Raw genomic sequence first — 19,843 nt, 5'->3', positions numbered from 1 at the left:
AAGACCTGACCCCGCACTCCAAGACCTGACCCCGCACTCCAGCTGAGAAAATCGGCGCCGACAAGGCCACGTGGGGGCCGCCGGGCCCCGCATCAACGATGAGACACACGCCGATCGCCCTCGCCTTCCTCCTCGCCGGCCTGGCGCTGCCGCTGCAGGCGCGCACCGAAGCCGGCCCGCGGCCGATCACGCCACGCGGCGCGCTGTCGGCCGAGGAGACGGCCCACATCGAACTCTTCCGCAAGGCATCACCCTCGGTCGTGCACATCACGACGCTGGCGGCGCGGCGCGACTTCTTCTCGCTCAACGTGCAGCAGGTGCCGGCCGGCACCGGCACCGGCTTCGTCTGGGACGAGGCGGGCCACATCGTCACCAACTTCCACGTCATCCAGGGCGGCAGCGGCGCCCAGGTGACGCTGGCCGACCAGACGAGCTTCGACGCCGAACTCGTCGGCGCCTTCCCCGACCGCGACCTCGCGGTGCTGCGCATCAAGGCACCGCGCGAGAAGCTGCCGCCGATCGCCATCGGCTCCAGCCGCGAGCTGCGTGTCGGCCAGCGGGTCTACGCGATCGGCAATCCCTTCGGCCTGGACCAGACGCTGACCACCGGCATCGTCAGCGCACTGGGCCGCGAGATCGAGTCCTTCAACAACCGCACGATCCGCGGCGTGATCCAGACCGACGCGGCGATCAACCCCGGCAACTCCGGCGGCCCGCTGCTCGACAGCGCCGGCCGGCTGATCGGCGTGAACACGCAGATCGCCAGCCCCAGCGGCGCCAGCGCCGGCATCGGCTTCGCAATTCCCGTCGACGAGGTCAACCGCATCGTGCCGCGGCTGATCCGCGACGGGCGTTTCCTGCGCCCGGCGATCGGCGTCACCGCCGGGCCGGCCAACCTGACACGCGCGCTGGGCCTGCCGCGCGGCGTGCCGCTGGTGCAGGTGCAGCCGGGCAGCCCGGCGGCCAAGGCGGGGCTGAAACCCTTCCAGCGTGGTCGCGGCTCGCAGATCGTCGCCGGCGACGTCATCACCGCGGTGGCCGGCGAAGCGGTCGACAGCCTGGACGACATCCTGTCACTGCTGGAGACGCGCCAGCCGGGCGAACGCGTGACGCTGACGGTCTGGCGCGCCGGCCAGTCGCGCAGCGTGACGGTGACGCTGGGCAGCGCCGAGTAGCTCAGGTCGGCAGGACGATCTCGACGTCGTCGTCGGGGCCGGACTTGGCCGCCGGTGGCGACGCGGCCTCGCCGGGCTGCGACAGCATCGTCTGAGGCAGCGGTTCGGCCGGAGCTTCGGCCGGTGCCGCGCCGAGCACCGGCAGCACCGGCGGCGGCGAAGGCGGTGCCGGCGGATGGGAGCGCGCCAGCGCCGCCGGCACGCTGCCGAAGGTGGGCTTGGGCTTGGCCGGCTTGGGCCGCGGCAGCGGCGGCAGCGGCAGGTCGCGCCAGCCGTCCCAGCCAGGCGGCAGCACACCGGGCGGCGGCGGGGAGATCTCCTCGAGGATGTTGCCTGCGGCGTCGGTCACGGTGACCTGCTGGGCGACCGAGTTCGCGGCCAGCGCACGGCCGAAACGCCGCGCCACCGACAGGTCGCTGTGCCAGATCTGGGCGTGTTTGACGAGCCGCCCGTCGCTGTCGCGCCCGACCTCGACGACACGGTACAGCGGACCCTCGCTGCGCCCTTGCTGGCGCGAGAGTTCGCGGCGTACCTTGTCCAGCAGTTCGGCGCCGGCCGGCTCCTGGCCGTCGGCCTTGCCCTCGGCCATCACGTTTCCATCGGTTGTGCAGCCGGGCAGCATAGCGGCGGCACGCCGGCCGCATCGCGCATCCGACGTTCGATGGGGTCTTGACGACCGGCCGGTCGTGGACAAATCACGGCCGCCGCGGCGCCGACGCGGCGAGCGGCTGCGCTAGCATCGCGCCCCATGAAAGTCGTCTGCCTCGACCTCGAAGGGGTGCTGGTCCCCGAGATCTGGATCGCGTTCTCGCAACGCACCGGCATCGCCGCCTTCTCGCGCACGACGCGCGACGAGCCCGACTACGACAAGCTGATGCGCTGGCGCCTGGCGATGCTGCGCGAGCACGGCCTGAAGCTGGCCGACATCCAGGACGTCATCGCCGGCATGGCGCCGTTGCCCGGCGCGCGCGAGTTCCTCGACGACCTGCGCTCGCGCTACCAGGTGATCATCCTGTCGGACACCTTCTACGAGTTCGCCGACCCGCTGATGCGCCAGCTCGGCCGGCCGACGCTGTTCTGCCACCGGCTGGAGATCGACGCCGAAGGCTACGTCGCCGACTACAAGCTGCGCCAGCCCGACCAGAAGCGCCACGCGGTCAACGCACTGAAGTCGCTGAACTTCCAGGTCATCGCCGCCGGCGACTCGTACAACGACACCGGCATGCTCGGCGCAGCCGACGCCGGCTTCTTCATCCACCCGCCCGAGAGCATCGTCGCGCAGTTCCCGCAGTTCCCGGTGAACCGCAACTACGACGAGCTGAAGGCGTCGATCGACGGCGCGGCCCAGCGCTTGCGCGGCTGAGCGCAAGCCGCTCATAGCCGGAATGCCGCAGGAACATCAAGCAGCCGCCGTGGACCGGCTCTGCCGGGACACCGGCGGCGCCCCCTTGAGGGGGAGCGCCGAAGGCGCTTCGGGGGTGGTCCATTCCGTGCGCGACACGTTGGAACTGCTCGCGCCGGCGCGCGACGCCGACGTCGGCATCGAAGCCGTCAACCACGGCGCCGACGCCGTCTACATCGGCGGCCCGAGCTTCGGCGCGCGCGACAAGGCGGGCAATGCGCTGGCCGACATCGAACGCCTGGCGCGCCATGCGCACCGCTGGAACGCGCGCGTCTTCGTCACGCTGAACACCATCCTGCGCGACGACGAGCTGGAAGACGCGCGCCGCCTGGCCTGGGACGTCTGGCGTGCCGGCGCCGACGCGCTGATCGTCCAGGACATGGGCCTGCTGGAGCTGGACCTGCCGCCGATCCAGCTGCACGCCAGCACGCAGACCGACATCCGCACGCCGGAGAAAGCGCGTTTCCTGCAGGACGCCAGCTTCTCGCAGCTGGTGCTGGCGCGCGAGCTGACGCTGGCCGAGGTGCAGGCCATCGCCGCCGCCGCGCCCGGCGTCGTGCTGGAGTTCTTCGTGCACGGCGCGCTGTGCGTCGCCTACAGCGGCCAGTGCTACATCAGCCACGCGCACACCGGGCGCAGCGCCAACCGCGGTTCGTGCTCGCAGGAGTGCCGGCTGCCGTACACGGTGACCGACGCCCAGGGCCGCATCGTCGCGCACGAGAAGCACGTGCTCTCGCTGAAGGACAACGACCAGGGCGCCAACCTGCCGGCGCTGGTGGCCGCCGGCGTGCGCAGCTTCAAGATCGAGGGCCGCTACAAGGACATGGGCACGGTGAAGAACGTCACCGCGCACTACCGCCAGTTGCTCGACCGGCTGCTCGACGAACGTCCCGACCTGCGCGCCGCGTCCAGCGGCCGCTGCCGCTACACCTTCACGCCCGACCCGGCGCGCAGCTTCAACCGCGGCGCGACCGACTACTTCGTCAACGGCCGCCAGAGCGACATCGGCGCCTTCGACACGCCCAAACACGCCGGCGTCGAGATCGGCCACGTCACCCGCGTCGGCAAGGACCATTTCGACCTCGTGCTCACCGACGCCTCGGCGGCGCTGAACAACGGCGACGCGCTGACCTGGTGGGACCGCCAGGGCGAGCTGCAGGGCGTGCCGGTCAACGTCGCGACGCCGCTGGGTGGCCGCACCTGGCGCGTGCAGCCGAACGCCCCGATCGAGACGCTGAAGGACCTGCGCCGCGACGCCGCGATCAGCCGCAACCGCGACATGGCCTGGGACCGGCTGCTGGAGAAGAAGTCGGCCGAACGCCTGATCCCGGTCGACCTGCGTTTCGAGGCCAGCGGCCAAGGCTACGTGCTGCAGCTCGTCGACGCCGACGGCCACTACGCGCATGCCGAGGTCGTTCACGAGCATCAGCGCCCGAAGGACGCGGCGCGCAACGAAGCCACGCTGCGCGAGAACCTCGCGCGCCTGGGCGGCACGATCTTCGAGGCGCGTGCCGTCGACATCGTGGCGCCGTGGTTCGTGCCGGCCTCGGTGGCCAACGCGCTGCGCCGCGACGCCGTCGCGGCGCTGGAAGCGGCACGCGCCGCGGCCTTCGAGCCGCTGCCGCGTGCGACGCCGAAGGACCCGCCGGCGCCCTACCCCGAGGACACGCTGAGCTATCTGGCCAACGTGCACAACACGAAGGCCGCAGCGTTCTACGCCCGCCACGGCGTCAAGGTGATCGAAGCGGCCTACGAGAGCCACGAGCGCAGCGACGAAGTCAGCCTGATGATCACGCGCCACTGCGTGCGCTGGTCGCTGTCGCTGTGCCCCAAGCAGGCCAAGGGCGTCATCGGCGTGCAGGGCACGGTGCGCGCCGAGCCGCTGACGCTGGTCTCCGGCGGCGAGCGCCTGACGCTGCGCTTCGACTGCAAGCCCTGCGAGATGCACGTCGTCGGCCGCATCAGGAAGAGCGTGTTGCGCGAGGCCAAGGCGCAGCCGGTGAGCTTCTACCGGACGCGGCCGGCGGCTCGCGTCTGAGACCGCCGCGACAGGCTGGGGTCAGACAGCCTGGACAGCCTGGGGTCAGGTCTCACGAGACCTGACCCCGGTCTCCCGCAGTCTCGTGGGGTCAGGTCTTACGAGACCTGACCCCGGTCTTCTCGGTCTTCGGCGGGCGGGCTGAGCCGCCGCGTCAGCGGCGGTCGACCAGCGCGTGGGCGATCGTGCCCAGGTCGACGTATTCGATCTCGCTGCCGGCCGGCACGCCGCGTGCCAGGCGCGTGACCTTCAGGCCGCGGGCGCGCAGCGCCTGGGCCAGCGCGTGTGCGGTGACCTCGCCTTCGGCGGTGAAGCTGGTGGCCAGGATGACCTCCTGCACCGTGCCGTCGCTGGCACGTTCGATCAGCTCGGCGGCGCCGATGTCGCCGGCGCCGACGCCGTCCAGCGGCGACAGCCGGCCCATCAGCACGAAGTACAGGCCGCGGTAGCCGCCGCTGCGTTCCAGCGCGTGCTGGTCGGCCGGCGTCTCGACGACACACAGCAGCCGGCCGTCGCGCTCGGGATCACGGCAGACCGGGCAGACCTCGTCTTCGGTGAAGGTGTGGCAGCGCGCGCAGTGGTGCACACGCTCGGCAGCCACGTCCAGCGCATGCGCGAGGCGGCGCGCGCCATCGCGGTCGTGCTGCAGCAGGTGGAAGGCGACGCGCTGCGCCGACTTCTGGCCGACACCCGGCAGCCGCCGCAGCGCCTCGATCAGCGCGTCGAGCGCGGTGTCGGCCACGGGCAGCAGGTCAGAACGGGAACTTCATGCCCGGCGGCATCGGCATGCCGGCGGTCAGCTTGCCCATCTTCTCGGCGCTGATCTCGTCGGCACGGCGCACGGCGTCGTTGAACGCGGCGGCGACCAGGTCCTCGAGCATGTCCTTGTCGTCGGCCAGCAGGCTGGGGTCGATGCTCAGGCGGCGCACGTCGTGCTTGCAGGTCATCACGACCTTCACGAGGCCGGCGCCCGACTGGCCCTCGACCTCCAACTGCGCCAGCTCTTCCTGGGCGCGCTTCATGTTTTCCTGCATCGCCTGGGCCTGCTTCATCAGCCCGGCGAGGTGGCCCTTCATCATCGTCGTGTCCTTTCGTGGCGGCCTCGGGGCCGCGGAAAACGCGGGATTATCGTCGTGCGGCAGCGCCGCTCAGACCGGCTTGATCGAGTTCGGCACCAGGCGCGCCGTCGGGAACTGGCGCATCAGCTCCAGCACCACCGGGTCGTGCCGGATGGTGTGCTCGGCCTCCTGCTGGCGGCGCGTGCGCTCCCAGGCGTCGCGGCGGGCCGGCGTGTCCTCCGGCGAGCCCGGCTCGAGCACCAGATCGACCGGGGCGCCGAGCTCGGCGGCCATCGCGGCGGCGAGCTTCTCGCGCAGCGCATGGGTGCGCAGCGACTCGCGTTCGACCTGCAGCCGCCAGCGTTGCGGCGTGGCCGTCTCGTCGACTTCGGCCAAGCCGCCCTGCCAGGCCAGTTCACGCAGCAGCGCCGAAACCGCGCCACGTTCGGCCATCGCCTGGCACAGCGCATACCAGCGGTCGCCCAGCGGCGTGCGCGGCGGCGGCGCCGGCGGCTCGTCGCGGCGCACCGGGCGCGGGCGGCGTTCGACGGGAGGCGGCTCGTCGGCGGCCGGCTCGCAGGCCATGGCCTCGACCGGTTCGGGCACGGGCTCGGGCGACGACGGCGCGCGGGCGGGTGCCGGCACCGCGTCGGCGAACTCGCCTTCGAGCGGCGGCTCCTCGTCCATCCACGGCGGAAGGTCGTCGTGGCGCGGGGCGGCGCGTTCGGGCGCCGCTGCCGGCACCGGCGCGGGCGCTTCGGGGCGACGCTCGGCGACGGGCGCCGGGGCGCGCACGGGCGCAGGAGCGGACGCGGCAGGCTGGCGCAAAGGCTCGGCCACCGGAGCCACCGGAGCCACCGGAGCCGGCCGGGGCGGCGCGACCGGAGCCACCGGCGCGGCCACCTTGGCCACCGGCATCGTCATCGCCGGCGGCGACGGCGCGCGCAGCGGCGCCGAGCGCGGCGTCTCGCGCGGCGGCACCGGCGCGGCGCCGGCCGGCGGGAAGGCCAGCAGGCGCAGCAGCACCATCGTCAGCGCGCCGTACTCGTCGCTCATCAGCGCCAACTCGCTGCGGCCGTGCAGCGCAATGCTGTAGAGCAGCTGCGTCTCGTCAGGCGGCAGCACGCCGGCCAGCGCACGCGCGTCCTCGGTGTCCGGGTCCTGCGCATCCAGCGCGCCGGGCACGGCCTGCTCGACGGCCATCTGCTGCAGCAGCGAGGCCAGCTCCTCCAGCGTCGCCGACGCCGACAGCCCCATCGCCCGCAGCGCGTCGACGGTGGCCAGCACCGCGGCGCCGTCGCGTGCGGCCAGCGCCTCGACCAGCCGGCGCGCATGGCCGCGGTCGACGCTGCCCAGCATGGCGCGCACCACGGCTTCGTCGACGCGACCGCCGCCGTAGGCGATGGCCTGGTCGGTCAGCGACAGCGCGTCGCGCATCGAGCCGCGCGCGGCGCGCGACAGCAGGCGCAGCGAGGGCTCGTCGTGCGGCACGTGCTCGGCGGCCAGCACCTTCTGCAGGTGCTCGTGCACGGTCTGCGGCGCCATCGGCCGCAGGTTGAACTGCAGGCAGCGCGACAGCACCGTCGGCAGCATCTTCTCGGGGTCGGTCGTCGCGAGCACGAACTTCAGGTACTCGGGCGGCTCCTCCAGCGTCTTCAGCAGCGCGTTGAAGGCGTCCTTCGTGAGCTGGTGCGCCTCGTCGATCATGAAGACCTTGAAGCGGCCGATGCCGGGCTTGTAGGCGGCGCGCTCGATCAGGTCGCGGATCTCGTCGATGCTGCGGTTGCTGGCCGCGTCGAGCTCGATGTAGTCGATGTAGCGGTCGGCGTCGATCTCGGTGCAGGCGCTGCAGACGCCGCAGGGATGCGCGGTGATGCCGCCGGTGCCGTCGGGCCCGGTGCAGTTCAGGCTCTTGGCCAGGATGCGCGAGACGGTGGTCTTGCCGATGCCGCGCGTGCCGGTGAAGAGGTAGGCGTGGTGCAGCCGCTGCTGCTCCAGCGCGTTGCTCAGCGCACGGACGACGTGCTCCTGGCCGACCATCTGGTCGAAGCTGCGGGGACGATATTTGCGCGCGAGGACGACGTAGCTCACCGGGCCATTCTACGGGCGGGGGGCGATAATCCCGGCCCATGCAAGCACCCGCCAACACTCCGCTGAGCTACGAGCAGTCCGGCGTCGTCTACGACCTGATCGACCCGCTCAAAGTGGCCGCGCAGCGCGCCGCCGCCGCCACCGCCCCGCATCTCGCGGGCCACGGCTTCACCGAGGTGAAGGCCTCGCGCGGCGAATCCGCCTACGTCGTCGACGTCGGCCCGTTCTACCTCGCCAGCATCGTCGAATGCCTGGGCAGCAAGGCCCTGGTCGCCGACGAGATGCACAAGCTCACCGGCCGCAGCTACTACTCGGCAATAGCCCAGGACACGATCGCGATGGCGGTCAACGACCTGATCACCGTCGGCGCCACGCCGCTGGTCGTGCAGGCCTACTGGGCCGCCGGCGGCAGCGACTGGTTCGGCGACGCCGAACGCGCGCAGGCGCTGGTGGCCGGCTGGAAGGCGGCCTGCGACACCTGCCGCGTCGCCTGGGGCGGCGGCGAGACGCCGGCGCTGGCCGGCATCGTCGAGAGCGGCCGCATCGACCTGGCCGCCTCGTGCACCGGCATCGTCAACCCGAAGCAGCGCCTGTCGCTGGGCGACGAGCTGGAGCCGGGCAACGCCATCGTGCTGCTGGCCTCCAGCGGCATCCACGCCAACGGCCTGAGCCTGGCGCGCAAGCTGGTCGAGCGCCTGCCCGAGGGCTACCTGACCGAGGTCGAACCGGGCCTGACGTACGGCGACGCGCTGCTCGCGCCGACGACGCTGTATTCGCCGGTCACCGAAGCGCTGGCCGCCGCCGGCGTGCGTGTGCGCTACGCCGCCAACATCACCGGCCACGGCTGGCGCAAGCTGCTGCGTCACCCGGGCAGCTTCACCTACCGCATCACGGCAGTGCCCAAGGTGACGCCGGTGCTGGCCTTCATCCAGCGCCACGCCGGCCAGGACGACGCCGAGGCCTACGGCACGCTGAACATGGGCGCGGGCTTCGCGCTCTACGTCGCCGCCGCGGACGCCGAGCGCACCGTCGAGATCGCGCGCGCCCAGGGCATCGAGGCCCTCGTCGCCGGCCGTGTCGAGGCCGGCCCCAAGCGCCTGATCGTCGAGCCGCTGGGCATCGAGTGGGGCGACGACGCGCTGCAGCTGCGCTGACGAGGCCATGGCCCGCGGTGCCACCTGGGCACCGTCGGGCCGGCCGCGCACTGCGGCTAGAATGCGCCGTGACGGGCCTCCCCGCATGGAAGCGCGCCCAACCGGGTCAGGTGGGGAACCAAGCAGCCCTAAGCGTTGCAACCAGTGCCGGGGGTAAGGCTCGTCACCCTCCCTCTCTGACGCCAGTCGGCCCGCCATCGCGCGCCGCCGATGGCGCACCGGGGCTGCGATTCACGCACCCTGACACGGATCAAAAAGTCGACATGACACAGCCCCCTGCCCTCTGGCCGGGCGTTGACGTTCGCCGTTTCCATCTGTAATTTCGCGGCCCTGCAGGCGTTCGACCTGCAGCCACAAAATCACAGGGAAACAATGAAGAAGATCGCAATGATCGCCGCCGCCGTTCTGGCCTGCGGCGCCGCGCAAGCTCAAACGAATGCATCGCCGATTTACGGCGAAGTGGGCTATTCGATGCTGAACGCCGACGTCGCCGGCGTCGACCTCGACTTCGGCATGATCCGCGGCATCCTCGGCTACGAAATCCACCCGAATGTCGCCATCGAAGCCATGCTGGGTCTCGGCACTTCCGACGATTCGGTCAGCTTCGAAGGCGAAACCCTCAAGCTGAAGGTTCAGCGCACCTACGGCCTGTACGTCAAGCCGAAGGTCGAGGTCGCCGAGGGCCTGGAACTGTTCGGCCGCATCGGCTTCGCCGAAAGCAAGGTCAAGGCGACGGTCGTCGGCTACGGCAGCGCCTCGGACAGCGACAACGACTTCTCGTTCGGCGCCGGCGTGAAGTACACGTTCTCGAAGAACGTGTACGGCGTGCTGGATTACATGCGCTATTACAACAAGGACGACATCAAGGTCGACGGCTTCACCTTCGGCGTCGGCTACAAGTTCTGACCCCCACATCGACCGACGTCACGGGCCCGCCACTGGCGGGCCTTTTTCGTTCACCGTTCGCGTTGGCGTCGCACGCCATTACCGAGAAACAATGCGCCGCCGCGAAACAAGACGCGGCCGACGCCCCGGCACCGGACACGGCCGCCGTTCGTCCGCCCGTTGCACCAGATTTCGCCACGGCGACCGGGGCATGCCGCGACAATGGGCGACCGCCCTCACGACGCGACGGCCGAACCGATGATCCGAATAGCGATTTGCGACGACGTCCCGGACGAACTGCAACACCTGTCGTCGCTGACCCGCCGCTACCTCGGCGAACACGAGCTCGACGCGGAGGTCTGCACCTTCGCCCACCCCGACGCGCTGCTCGACGCCCTCGCGACGAAGAGCTTTCACCTCTACCTGCTGGACATCGTCATGCCGATGGTCAGCGGCCTGGAGCTCGGCCAGGAGATCCGCCGCGTCGACCGCGAGGCGCAGATCGTCTACACCACGACCGAGCCGCAGTTCGCGCTGCGCGCCTATGCCGCCCAGCCGCTGGCCTACCTCGTCAAGCCGATCGCCGAGGCGCCGCTGTTCGAGGCGCTGGCGCTGGCCGTCGCCAAGGCCGACGTGCACGATGACCGGACCTTCAGGGTGAAGAGCGGCGACGGCCTGCGTGTGCTGCGGCTGGCCGACATCGCCTGCTGCGAATACCAGGATCACACCGCCGCCGTCACCCTCAGGGACGGCGACCGGATCGTCAGCCGGACCTTCCGCGAGAGTTTCGCGGAGCACTGCGCGCCGCTGCTCGAGGACCGCCGCTTCGTGCAGTGCCACGCGGCCTACGTCGTCAACCTGCGCCACGTCGAGCGCTTCAGCCGGGACAGCTTCTCGCTGCGCCACGGCAAGCTCGTGCCGATCGCCGAAAAACGCTACGCGGCGGTGCGCGACGCGTACCTGGATGATCTGGCGGGGCGGCCTTGAGCGAGCATTTTCCGGATCTGCTGCGGGCGCTCGTCACCGACGTCATGCTGATACTGCTGCTGTGCACGATGGCGATGCCGAAGTATCGCGACAAGAGAATCTACATCGCGGCGACGGCACTGATTCTGGCGGCGAACCTCGGCGCGAACTATTACTTCTATCTGAACGGAGACTACACCGCGGTCTTCTACGTCGATCTGGCGATGCTGCTCGTCATCGCCATCGTTATGAAACCGCTGTTCAGCGACAGCGTCATGCAGTGGTGTTTCAGCTACATCACCATGATCAATATCTACGCGGCGATCGTCTTCCTCAGCTACTACTTCCGGGCGGTGCTGCCCGATCCAGAGTACGGCAACACGCTGCTGCGCTTTCTCCTGTTCGCGGCGGTGATCCTGGCCTTTCGCCGCTGGGTGTCGGCGCTGTACCGGCGGGTGCTGGACAACTGGCCGGTCTACATCCTGCCGGCGACGGCGCTGCTGCTGTGTTTTCTCGGCCACTTCTTCGGCGGCGACATCCAGCAGATGCTGACGGACAACGGCTCGCCGCTGTTCTTGCTGACCCTGCTCGGCCTGTCGATCTACGTCGCCATCGTGCATTCGCTGAAGACGATCACGGCGCAGTACCGGATGCGTGAACACCACCTCGTGATCGCGGCCGAGCGCCAGTATCTGCAGCTGGCGACGACGGGCATGGCGGCGCGGCTGCAGCTGATGGAAACGGCGGCGCTGCAGAACAGCCGCGCGGCGCACGACCGTCGCCACTTCAACCACGTGCTGCAAGGCCTGCTCGAGCGCGGCCAGACGGCCGAAGCCACCGCCCTGCTGCGCAGCGAGGACCGGCCGGCGCCCGAACTCGCCAGGGTGTTCTGCGAGAACCCGGTGGTGAACGCGGCGGTCAGCCACTACGCCGGCCTCGCCGAGCAGGCCGGCATCCGCACCGAGATCAGCCTCGAGGTGCCGGCCGAACTGAAGGTCGACGCGCTGGCGCTGTCGATGGTGGTGTCGAACCTGATGGAGAACGCGCTGCAGGCCTGCACGCGCCTGCCCGAGGGGCAGACGCCTTACCTGCGCTTCATCGCCCGCAACGCCGGACGGCTGCTGCTCGAGATCGAGAACTCTTGCAGCGCCGACACCGCGCTCGACGACGCCGGCCAGCCGGTCGTGCGGCGCGAAGGCCATGGCATCGGCAGCCGGAGCGTCGCGGCCTTCGCCAAGACACACGACGCGGAGCTGCTGTACCGCGTCGAGAACGGTTCGTTCCGCGTCCGGCTGCTGATCTAGAACGGCCCGCCGGGGGTTGCCCGAGCGCAAGCCGGGAACGCCGCAGGCGGAATCCGAAAGAGAATTCGGGAACTGTTCACGACATACCCAGCAAAGGGCCGTGACGGCGAACTCCGGAGTTTTCGCCGCAGGATTTCAAAGCGCTCCCGACAAACCGCTTTTGAGTGCAAAAGCCAGCCACTGGAGTGCACCGGCAATTTCCCGCAAGGGCGCGCGCTAGCATTTGGAGCATATCTTCAGAAGACACCCGCCGGTTGTCGGAGGTCCACATGACTTTCTCCCGCAGAAACTTCCTCAAGACCCTCGGCGCCGGCACCGGCGCGTGCCTCGCGACGCTGAATCTCTCCGGCTGCTGGGACGACGGCTCCGAACCGGCGTCGGACGCCACCCCGCTGTGGGCCGCCGGCAGCAGCCGCGACAAGATCGTCGTCATCAGCGACCTGCACCTGGGCATCGACGACCGCTACACCGAGACGCTGGACAACCGGCCGCTGCTGGTCAGGTTCCTGCAGTGCCTGCAGAACACCCGCGACGTGCGCGAGCTGGTCATCGCCGGGGACTTCCTCGACGAATGGTTCCTGCCGGTCGAGTACCCGAGCCACACCGACCAGGTGCAGTTCTACCGGGACGTCATCGCGAACAACGTCGAGGTCTTCAAGGAACTGAACCGGGTGATCTCCAGCGGCATCCGGCTGGTCTACGTGCCCGGCAACCACGACCTGACGCTCGAAGCCGCCGTGCTGCAGGCCGCGATCCCGCGCCTGGTGCAGGCCCGCGACGTCCGCGGGCTCGGCGCCTACTACACCGGCGACCGCCGCGAGATCGTCATCGAGCACGGCCACCGCTACGACGTGTTCTCGGCGCCGGACACGCTGACCAATGCCGAGCTCTGCGGCAACGCCGACACCTTCCTGCCCGCCGGCTACTTCTACGCGCGCTACGCCGCCACCTGGGTGCTGCAGGACAAGCCCAGCGTGCCGAAGATCCTGCCGACGGTCACGAACATCCCCGACGAGTCGGACGTGGACCAGTACGGGGCCTTCCTCTACCACTCGGTGCTGAGGGACATCTCGACGCGCATGACGCCGTACCAGGGCGTCGAGGAAAAGATCTTCGACATGCGCATCTGCGGCTTCAACGACCGCTACAGCTATCTGGACTTCTATCCGGCGCAGCAGGCCGACGGCACGATCACCGCGCCGGTGCTGTTCCGCAACATCCAGCGCACCTGGGCCGACCGGCAGACGCTCAACGGCGTGAAGGTGCCCAGCAGCTTCGTCAGCGCGGTCAAGGGCGCGATCAAGTACGAGTACTTCTACGCCCAGGCCCGCGCGCAGTACCTCGAGAACCCGGACGAGAACGTCGACGTCGTCGTCTTCGGCCACACCCACGTGCCCACGTTCCGCGAGCTGGCCAACGGCAAGTGCTACCTCAACTCCGGCACCTGGGTCGACGACAACGTCGACTACGACAGGGCCCCGCGCACCTTCGTGGTCCTGTCGACCGGCGCCAGCGGCCAGAAGGCGGTCCTGAGCTTCGTCGACGAAGGCACGGTGAACGACATCACCGCGAGCGTCTCCGGCCACGACGAGTGACGGCGACGGCGACGGCGCCGCCGCGAGGCGGCGCTCAGCCGCGCTGGCGGAAGGCCATCACCGCCTGGTTGCGCAGCGTGCGCAGCAGCGCCAGTTCCTTCTCGCCGAGCCCGGGCGTGCCGGGCTCGGCCTTGTCGGCGTAGATCAGCGCGAAGGTCGAGTTCTTCAGCGTCATCGGCAGCAGCAGGAACGACGGCGCCGCCACCTGCTCGCGGTACCAGGCCGGCAGCCGGGCGACGATGTTGGCGGCGGTGGCGTCGGCGATCAGCGTGTCCATGCCCTTGGCGCAGACGGCGGCGAACAGGTCCGGCGTCGGGCCGGGGCGCAGCGGCACGCGGAAGACGCGGCTCACGGCGTCGACGCCCTCGCCCAGCCCGAAGCGGCCGGTCAGCGTCTCGGTCTTCGGGTCGCGCAGGCAGAAGACGATGCGGCGGAAGTCCAGCGCCCGGTACATGGTCTCCAGCACCATGCGCAGCACCTCGTTGAGCCGGAAGTCGTCGGCGACCATGGTGTTGGTGATGTCCTGGATGCCGGCGGCGAGCACGTCGACCATCGCCGGCGGCGCCGGCGCGACGCGGCCCTGGGTGTCCTGCGCCACGGCCACGGTCTGGGCGTCGAGTTGCAGGGCGGACAGCGTGTCGGCCTCCTCGGCCGGGGCCTGCGCCTGCAGCAGCCGCCGCGCGCGCGCGCCGCGTGCGGTCTGCACGCCCATCGCCGGCACCAGTTCGGCCAGGCGCTGGCGCGCGGTGTCGGCAGCCTTGACGATGTCGCGCGCGGCCATGCCCAGCCCCGGCGCGTAGCGCGCGCCGAGCTCGGCCAGGCGCTCGGGCAGCGCCTCGGGCTCGAGGAACAGCATCGCGTCGGCCATCTCGTTGCCCAGCCGGCCGAGCCAGCGCTGGCGCTCGACGCCGCGCTCGACCGGGCGCGCGGGCGCCTCGCCCTCGGGCGCGCGCATCGTGCGCAGCAGCGTCTCGGGCAGCCCCCAGGAGCGCGCGATGCCGACGCCCAGCTCCTCGAAGCCGATGCCCAGCACCCGTGCGGCCGCCGCCTCGTGCACCCGGGCCGGCGCGTCGCGGCCGTCGAGCAGGCCGCGGATCTGCTCGGCCTCCTCGGGGAAGTAGTACTCGGTCAGCATGCGGCCGAGGTTCTGGAACATCGAGCCGAGGAAGGTCTCCTCGCCGTCGCGCGCGCCGGCGCTCAGCTCGTCGGCCAGCGTGCCGGCCATCAGCGCCCGCAGGAACTCCTCCTTGAGCTGGCTGGCGTGCGCCTTGTCGCGCATGTGCTCGAGCAGCACCAGCGACAGCGCCATGTCGCGGATCGTCGCGAAGCCGACCAGCGCGACGGCGCGCGAGACCGTGCTGACGGCGCCGCCGGCGGTGCTGAAGTGGGCGGTGTTGACGACACGCAGCAGCTTGTTGGTCAGCGCGACGTCCTTGAGGATCTCGGCCGACAGCCGCGCCAGCGTGTCGGTCTCGGAGGTGGCCACGCGCTGGATGCGCACCACCGACTCCGACAGCGCCGGGAAGTCGCCCTTGCGGCGCATGCGGCGCAGCAGGAAGTCCAGCGTGCCGTGGCCGGCCGCGGCCGGCGACTCGGCGTCGGTGTCCGGGTCCAGCCAGCGCGTCAGCGCCGCGTGCAGCTCCTGCACCGAGGCGTAACGCAGGCGGGTGTCGCGTTCGAGCGCGCGGCGCACGGCGGCACGCAGCGTGTCCTCCACCGGCGCCTGCGCCGGGATGTCGAGGTCCTCGTGCTGCACACGCTCGATCGCCCGGCGCGGGTCGCGCTCGGGCAGCAGCCGCGTGCCGCCCAGCATCTCGCCGAGCACGACACCGGCGGAGAAGACGTCGAGCGCCGGGGTCGGGCGTTCGCCGCGCGCCGCCTCGGGCGACAGATAGCCCGGCGTGCCGACGATGACGCCGCGGTGGGCGCCGCCGGCGTCCAGCCGGGTGGCGATGCCGAAGTCCATGACCCGCGGCCGGCCGTCCTCGCCGAGCAGCACGTTCGACGGCTTGAGGTCGCGGTGCACGATGCCCTGGGCGTGCGCCGCGGCCAGCGCGTCGAGGATGCCCAGCATCAGCGTCACCGCCTCGCGCGCCGGCAGCGCGCCGCGCTCGCGCAGCGTCTCGGCCAGGGTGCGGCCCGGCACGTACTCGAAGACGAAGTACGGCTGGCTGCCGTGGCGGTCGGCCTCGAAGACCGGCACGACGTTCGGGTGGCTCAGACGGCTGACGCTGCGCGCCTCGTGCAGCCAGGCATCGACATCGCTGCCGTCGGCGCCGGCGTTGAGCAGCTTGAGCGCGACCTCGCGGTCGAGCCGGGGATCGTGGGCCAGCCAGACGCTGGCCTGGGCCCCGCGGCCGAGTTCACGGCGCAGCTCGAAGCGCCCGACGCGGGCCCCGGGTGTCACGCGCGGCCACCCGTCGCGGCCGGGCGCGCCGGCGGCGGCTCGGCGCCGGCCGGGCGCAACGAGGCCGCGACCGCGTCCTGCAGCTCCTTGGCCGACAGCCCCAGCGCACGCGCATAACGCAGCGCGACGCGCTGCAGCGCCGGGCCGCTCGCCGCCCCCGCCGTCGCGAGCACGTCGACGATCTCGTTGCCGGCGCTGGCGACCTGGCGCAGCAGCTCGGTGTCGTCGTCGGCATGGCGCACCGGCGTCTCCAGCGGCAGCCGGCGGATCATGTGCAGCACCGTGTCGTCCAGGCCCCAGTGGCGGGCGACGGCGAGTCCCAGCGATTCGACGTCGATGCCCAGCACAGCGAAGGCCGCAGCCTGCTCGTTCATGCCCGGGTCCTCGCGCTCGGCGCCCGGTGCCGGCAGCATCAGGCGGCGGATCTGCTGCGCCTCGTCGGGGAAGTGGTACTGCAGCACCAGCCGGCCGAGGTTCTGCAGCATCGCGAGCAGCGTCACGACCTCGGCGTCGTAACCCGCCGGGCGCAGCGCCGCGGCGATGCGCCCGGCGCGCTTGACCTGGGCGATCAGCTGCAGCAGGTCGGCCGCGGCGTGCTCGGACAGCGGCCCCGGCCAGGGGCGCAGCGCGGTCGCCGCGCGGCGCACGCCGTCGATGCCCAGCATCGCGATCGCGCGGCGCACCGTCAGCACCGGCCCGCTGCCCGAGACCTGGGCACCACGCACGTGGGCGGTGTTGACGGCGCGCAGCAGCTCGAAGGCCAGCGCCAGATCCTGCAGCGCGACCTCGGCGATCTCGTCGGTGCGCTGGCGCTCCATCGCGCCCAGCCGGTTCAGCCGCCCGGCGGCACCGGGCTGCGCCGGCAGCACGCCGGCGGCGCGCAGCCGGTCGGACAGCAGCGCCAGCGCGCCGCCGCCGCCGGCCTCGGTCTCGATCCAGCCTTCGAGCGCCCGCGACAGCGTGCGGGCGGTGCGGTAGCGCTGGCGCTCCTGGCGGTCGGTGGCGCGGTTGACGATGGCGCGCAGCGGCTCGGGCACCAGCTGCGCGGTCGCCCAGGGCAGGCGGACGATCTCGCGCCCCAGCGGCGGCAGGCGTTCGACGACGCGGCCGGTGTCGGGCTCGTCCAGCGCATGCTGACCGGCCAGCGCATGGTGCAGCAGCAGGCCGGCAGCGAGCACGTCGCGCTGGGAGGCGTCACGCTGGCCGGCCAGCGTCGGCGCCGCACCGGTCGGGGCGGCGACCTCGAGCCCGGCCAGCCGCACGCGGCCCTGGTCGTCGGCCAGCACGGCAAAACCCTGCAGATCCTGGTGCGCGACGCCGGCCTGGTGCGCGAAGGCCAGCCCGGCCAGCAGCTGCACGAAGATCCCGGCGCATTCGGACGCCGGCAGGCCCTGCGGGCCGACGCGCTCGCCCAGCGTGGCCAGATCGTCGGCGTCGTAGGCGACATAGGGCCAGCCGTCCTGGACGCCGATGTCCACGGCGACGGCCAGATGGGGATGCTGCAGCCGCGAGGCACGCTGCACGGTCTCGGTCCAGCGTTCGAGCGCCGCGAGGTCGGCCGGCTGCGCCCTGGGCAGCAGCAGCAGCAACTCGCGCCCGCCCCGCGTGTCGGCGACCCGCCAAGCCATCGTGCGCTCGCTCTTGCCGACGAGCCGCAGCAGTTGGTAGGAGCCGAAGTGGCGCACCGCACCCGCGCGCGGCGTCGCCTCCGTGGCTGGAACGGGGTTGGACATGTAAGCGATTGGAATCCGCGGACGGCCGGCACGATAACCCGATGTGCCGGGCGAATCGCGCCCAGTTCGTGGGCGCCACCGCGCCCCTGGGCTATCGCGGCGATAGCCGCAGGCGGCACGGCGCCGCCGGGGCTTTGTGCAAGAATCCGCCGGCCCTGCCCGCCGTCCGCTGCGGGCCGTCCTCCCTCCCAGCGCCCGCCTGCCGGCCTCACCGCGGCACCCGGAGACCAATCCCCATGAGCAGCGAATTGATCAAGCACGTCACCGATGCGTCGTTCTCCAGCGACGTCCTGCAGTCCGACAAGCCCGTCCTCGTCGACTACTGGGCCGAGTGGTGCGGCCCCTGCAAGATGATCGCCCCGGTGCTCGACGAACTGGCGCCGGCCTACGACGGCCGCCTGCAGATCGCCAAGATGAACGTCGACGAGAACCGCGAAGTGCCGGCCAAGTTCGGCATCCGCGGCATCCCGACGCTGATGATCTTCAAGGGCGGCCAGCTCGCCGCGACCAAGGTCGGCGCGCTTTCCAAGGCACAACTGTCGGCCTTCATCGACAGCCATCTATAATGCGGCCGATCGGCGCCTGAGCAGCACGCTCGCCGGCGCCGACGGTACGCCCCCCGCCCCGCTGCCGCCGGCTCACCCGCCGGCCTCCTGATCGGCAGCGATTCGCGGGCCAGGCTCCCCCCTTCAGCCTCTCGACGCCTCGGCGCCCTGCCCCGACCACGGGCACGCGCCACGCGTGACCAGGGTCTCGACCCATGCATCTGTCCGAACTGAAAGCGCAGCACGTCTCCGAGCTCATCAAGATGGGCGAAGCGCTGGAAATCGAGAACGTCGCCCGCCTGCGCAAGCAGGAGCTGATGTTCGCGATCATGAAAAAGCGCGCGAAGGCCGGTGAACAGGTCTTCGGCGACGGCGTGCTCGAAGTCCTGCCCGACGGCTTCGGCTTCCTGCGCTCGATCGAAGCCAGCTACATGGCCTCGACCGACGACATCTACCTGTCGCCGAGCCAGATCCGCCGCTTCAACCTGCACACCGGCGACATGGTCGAAGGCGAGGTGCGGGTGCCCAAGGACGGCGAGCGCTACTTCGCCCTCGTGAAGGTCGACCGCGTCAACGGCGTGACCCCGGAGGAGAGCAAGCACAAGATCATGTTCGAGAACTTGACGCCGCTCTTCCCGAAAGAGCAGTTCAAGCTCGAGCGCGACAACCTCAAGGGCGAGGAGAACATCACCGGTCGCATCATCGACCTCATCGCCCCGATCGGCAAAGGCCAGCGCGCGCTGCTCGTCGCCCAGCCCAAGACCGGCAAGACGGTGATGATGCAGCACCTGGCGCACGCCATCGTCGCCAACCACCCCGAGGTGCACCTCATCGTGCTGCTCGTCGACGAGCGGCCCGAGGAAGTGACCGAGATGCTGCGCACCGTGCGCGGCGAGGTCATCAGCTCGACCTTCGACGAGCCGGCCGCACGCCACGTGCAGGTCGCCGAGATGGTGATCGAGCGCGCCAAGCGCCTGGTCGAGCTGAAGAAGGACGTCGTGATCCTGCTCGACTCGATCACCCGTCTGGCCCGCGCCTACAACAACGTCCTGCCCTCGTCGGGCAAGGTGCTGACCGGCGGCGTCGACGCCAACGCGCTGCAGCGCCCGAAGCGTTTCTTCGGTGCCGCGCGCAACGTCGAGGAAGGCGGCTCGCTGACGATCATCGGCACCGCGCTGATCGACACCGGCAGCCGCATGGACGAGGTGATCTACGAAGAGTTCAAGGGCACCGGCAACTGCGAGATCCACCTCGATCGCCGCATGGCCGAGAAGCGCGTCTACCCGTCGATCCTGATCAACAAGTCGGGCACCCGCCGCGAGGAGCTGCTGCTCAAGCCGGAGATCCTCCAGAAGACCTGGATCCTGCGCAAGCTGCTCTACCCGATGGACGAGATCGAGGCGATGGAGTTCATCCTCGACAAGATGAAGGCGACCAAGAACAACCTGGACTTCTTCGACATGATGCGAAGAGGCGGGTGAGCCGGACCG

16 protein-coding genes and 1 other RNA gene are annotated in these 19,843 nt (G+C 70.8%); 11 read left to right on the top strand and 6 right to left on the bottom strand.

The annotated features are described in order from the left end of the window. The first annotated feature begins 98 nt into the window (after positions 1 to 98). Complete coding sequence (locus tag G5B56_RS01455) at positions 99 to 1,175, top strand: S1C family serine protease (RefSeq protein WP_164962096.1); 1,077 nt, start codon at positions 99 to 101, stop codon at positions 1,173 to 1,175. Between the two features lies 1 nt (position 1,176). Here the strand turns inward: G5B56_RS01455 and G5B56_RS01450 are convergent, their stop codons facing one another. Then, positions 1,177 to 1,764 carry a hypothetical protein gene (locus G5B56_RS01450; protein WP_164962095.1) on the bottom strand — a complete coding sequence of 196 codons (588 nt, stop codon included), beginning with the start codon at positions 1,762 to 1,764 and terminating at the stop codon, positions 1,177 to 1,179. 159 nt (positions 1,765 to 1,923) lie between these two features. Here G5B56_RS01450 and thrH point away from each other — a divergent pair, with 159 nt between their 5' ends. Both thrH and G5B56_RS01440 read left to right on the top strand, forming a co-directional pair. Further along, a complete protein-coding gene (thrH, locus tag G5B56_RS01445) occupies positions 1,924 to 2,538 on the top strand; it encodes a bifunctional phosphoserine phosphatase/homoserine phosphotransferase ThrH (RefSeq protein WP_009857813.1) in 615 nt (204 codons plus the stop codon). A gap of 127 nt (positions 2,539 to 2,665) precedes the next feature. Beyond that, positions 2,666 to 4,615 carry a U32 family peptidase gene (locus G5B56_RS01440; RefSeq protein ID WP_164962094.1) on the top strand — a complete coding sequence of 650 codons (1,950 nt, stop codon included), beginning with the start codon at positions 2,666 to 2,668 and terminating at the stop codon, positions 4,613 to 4,615. 154 nt (positions 4,616 to 4,769) lie between these two features. Here the strand turns inward: G5B56_RS01440 and recR are convergent, their stop codons facing one another. The 3 genes from recR to dnaX all read right to left on the bottom strand — a co-directional run bounded on the left by recR (position 4,770) and on the right by dnaX (position 7,764). Then, positions 4,770 to 5,357 (bottom strand): recombination mediator RecR, encoded by a 588-nt coding sequence (gene recR / locus G5B56_RS01435; RefSeq protein WP_009857815.1) that lies wholly within the window; start codon positions 5,355 to 5,357, stop codon positions 4,770 to 4,772. A 10-nt stretch (positions 5,358 to 5,367) separates the two neighbouring features. Beyond that, entirely contained in the window at positions 5,368 to 5,694 is a 327-nt protein-coding gene (locus tag G5B56_RS01430) for a YbaB/EbfC family nucleoid-associated protein (protein ID WP_009857816.1), read from the bottom strand. 69 nt (positions 5,695 to 5,763) lie between these two features. Beyond that, on the bottom strand, positions 5,764 to 7,764 hold the full coding sequence (dnaX, locus tag G5B56_RS01425) for a DNA polymerase III subunit gamma/tau (protein ID WP_164962093.1): 2,001 nt from the start codon (positions 7,762 to 7,764) through the stop codon (positions 5,764 to 5,766). A gap of 38 nt (positions 7,765 to 7,802) precedes the next feature. Here dnaX and G5B56_RS01420 point away from each other — a divergent pair, with 38 nt between their 5' ends. From G5B56_RS01420 to G5B56_RS01395, 6 genes are all read left to right on the top strand, one after another. After that, positions 7,803 to 8,918, top strand: coding sequence for an AIR synthase-related protein (locus tag G5B56_RS01420; protein WP_164962092.1), 1,116 nt, complete (start codon positions 7,803 to 7,805; stop codon positions 8,916 to 8,918). Positions 8,919 to 8,988: 70 nt separating this feature from the next. After that, positions 8,989 to 9,086: signal recognition particle sRNA small type (gene ffs, locus G5B56_RS01415), an RNA gene on the top strand. Between the two features lie 126 nt (positions 9,087 to 9,212). After that, a complete protein-coding gene (locus G5B56_RS01410; protein ID WP_240920615.1) occupies positions 9,213 to 9,824 on the top strand; it encodes a porin family protein in 612 nt (203 codons plus the stop codon). Between the two features lie 237 nt (positions 9,825 to 10,061). Beyond that, complete coding sequence (locus G5B56_RS01405; RefSeq protein ID WP_240920613.1) at positions 10,062 to 10,790, top strand: LytTR family DNA-binding domain-containing protein; 729 nt, start codon at positions 10,062 to 10,064, stop codon at positions 10,788 to 10,790. Then, a complete protein-coding gene (locus G5B56_RS01400) occupies positions 10,787 to 12,073 on the top strand; it encodes a sensor histidine kinase (RefSeq protein ID WP_009857172.1) in 1,287 nt (428 codons plus the stop codon). Before G5B56_RS01405 ends, G5B56_RS01400 begins: the two co-directional genes overlap by 4 nt. Positions 12,074 to 12,342: 269 nt before the next feature. Then, the gene (locus tag G5B56_RS01395) at positions 12,343 to 13,668 is read left to right on the top strand and encodes a metallophosphoesterase (protein WP_240920612.1); all 1,326 of its coding nucleotides are present in this window, start codon (positions 12,343 to 12,345) and stop codon (positions 13,666 to 13,668) included. Between the two features lie 34 nt (positions 13,669 to 13,702). On the opposite strand, the gene G5B56_RS01390 is transcribed toward G5B56_RS01395, so the two are convergent. After that, the gene (locus tag G5B56_RS01390; RefSeq protein ID WP_164962089.1) at positions 13,703 to 16,075 is read right to left on the bottom strand and encodes a serine/threonine protein kinase; all 2,373 of its coding nucleotides are present in this window, start codon (positions 16,073 to 16,075) and stop codon (positions 13,703 to 13,705) included. Beyond that, positions 16,072 to 17,808, bottom strand: coding sequence for an HDOD domain-containing protein (locus G5B56_RS01385; RefSeq protein ID WP_206026734.1), 1,737 nt, complete (start codon positions 17,806 to 17,808; stop codon positions 16,072 to 16,074). Before G5B56_RS01385 ends, G5B56_RS01390 begins: the two co-directional genes overlap by 4 nt. A 236-nt stretch (positions 17,809 to 18,044) precedes the next feature. Between G5B56_RS01385 and trxA the strand changes: the two genes are divergently transcribed. Continuing rightward, positions 18,045 to 18,374: a thioredoxin TrxA gene (gene trxA / locus G5B56_RS01380; protein ID WP_009857169.1), complete on the top strand. Its 330-nt coding sequence runs from the start codon at positions 18,045 to 18,047 to the stop codon at positions 18,372 to 18,374. A 194-nt stretch (positions 18,375 to 18,568) separates the two neighbouring features. Beyond that, complete coding sequence (gene rho / locus G5B56_RS01375; protein WP_009857168.1) at positions 18,569 to 19,834, top strand: transcription termination factor Rho; 1,266 nt, start codon at positions 18,569 to 18,571, stop codon at positions 19,832 to 19,834. Positions 19,835 to 19,843: the final 9 nt, after the last annotated feature.

The organism is Rubrivivax sp. JA1026 (assembly GCF_011065555.1).
GTDB classification, from domain to species: Bacteria; Pseudomonadota; Gammaproteobacteria; order Burkholderiales; family Burkholderiaceae_C; genus Rubrivivax; species Rubrivivax benzoatilyticus.
The sequence above is the reverse complement of the archived record's forward strand: the minus strand, read 5'-3'. Positions and strand labels throughout refer to the sequence as shown.